This window comes from Dermacoccus sp. UBA1591 (assembly GCF_002322065.1).
GTDB classification, from domain to species: Bacteria; Actinomycetota; Actinomycetes; order Actinomycetales; family Dermatophilaceae; genus Dermacoccus; species Dermacoccus nishinomiyaensis.
Genome location: NZ_DCNR01000004.1, coordinates 1 through 1,038 on the forward strand (window position 1 = coordinate 1; position 1,038 = coordinate 1,038).

The 1,038-nt window shown below is 73.4% G+C and carries 2 protein-coding genes; both read right to left on the bottom strand.

Translation table 11 applies throughout. The features are described from left to right. Positions 1–121: 121 nt before the first annotated feature. Positions 122–655, bottom strand: a complete 534-nt coding sequence (locus tag B2284_RS00600) for a DUF3180 domain-containing protein (RefSeq protein ID WP_136788510.1) — start codon at positions 653–655, stop codon at positions 122–124. Beyond that, positions 652–1,038 (bottom strand): 2-amino-4-hydroxy-6-hydroxymethyldihydropteridine diphosphokinase (folK, locus tag B2284_RS00605; RefSeq protein WP_286697073.1); only part of this gene is annotated, 387 nt, incomplete at its 5' end. The genes B2284_RS00600 and folK, both read right to left, overlap by 4 nt.

Consider the following 1,038-nt stretch of genomic DNA (forward strand, 5'->3'; position numbering starts at 1 on the left):
CGGGCCCCATCGTCATGCGGCCGGCTGTGAAGCGGCCGCGAACTCTTGACCACCTGCGCGGTTCACGGTCGACGCGTGCAGCCGTCCACCGATCCAGCCTGCAAGGGAGCGGGCTTGCGCGTCAGCGTTCGTCGTCGGGAATCGTGCACCAGCGCTGCACGAGGAACCCCAGCACGCTGAGCACGACAGAGCTGATGACGAGCACCCCGAGCAGCAGCACGGCCGAACGGACGGACGGCACGCTGAGGCGCGCGAGCTGGGTGACGGCCTGCCCCGCATACCATCCGGCGAGGATGCCGCCACCGATGGCGGCCGTCTGCGAGAGCACGACGATACGTCGGGCCGTGTCGGGCGCCACCGTCTCGCTCCCCTGGACGACGGCTGCGGCGGCCGCGCGGATCTCGCTCTCGTCGGACCCGGCGCGGCGCGCGGCGTCCGCTTCCTTCTTCGCCTTCGTGCGGGCGCGCACCTCGTCGCGGATGCGCCATCCGCCTGCGACGAGCAGCCCGCACGCCGCGAGGACGACGAGCACCTCCCACCACGAGTGCTGCGGCACGGCGCGCCCACTGTTGCGCATCAGCTGCAGGAGGCCGCCGCTGATGAGCGCGACGAGCAGCCCCGCGACGACGGCGGTGACCGGTCGGACGGGCTTCATGTCAGGCCTTCCTCGAGGTCGATGTGGTCGTCGTCGTCCCACGACGGGCCGCGGCGCACCCCGGACGCATCGACGCGCTGCACGGCGTCGAGCAGCGGCAGGACGCCGTCAGGGGTGCGCACCGCCATCCACGGCGCCGCCTGGGCCCACGGGACGAGCACGAACGCGCGCTCATGAGCCCGCGGGTGCGGCAGGGCGAGGGGCGACCATGACGCGTCCGCCGCGCCGGCCTGCACCCCGTCGCGCTCGTCGGCGAGCACGATCTCGTCCTCGCGACCGGCCTCGCCGAGCGTCACGACGTCGAGGTCGAGGGTGCGCGCGCCCCAGCGCTCACCGCGGACGCGGCCGTGATCGGCTTCGATGCGATGCAGCTCGCGGATGAG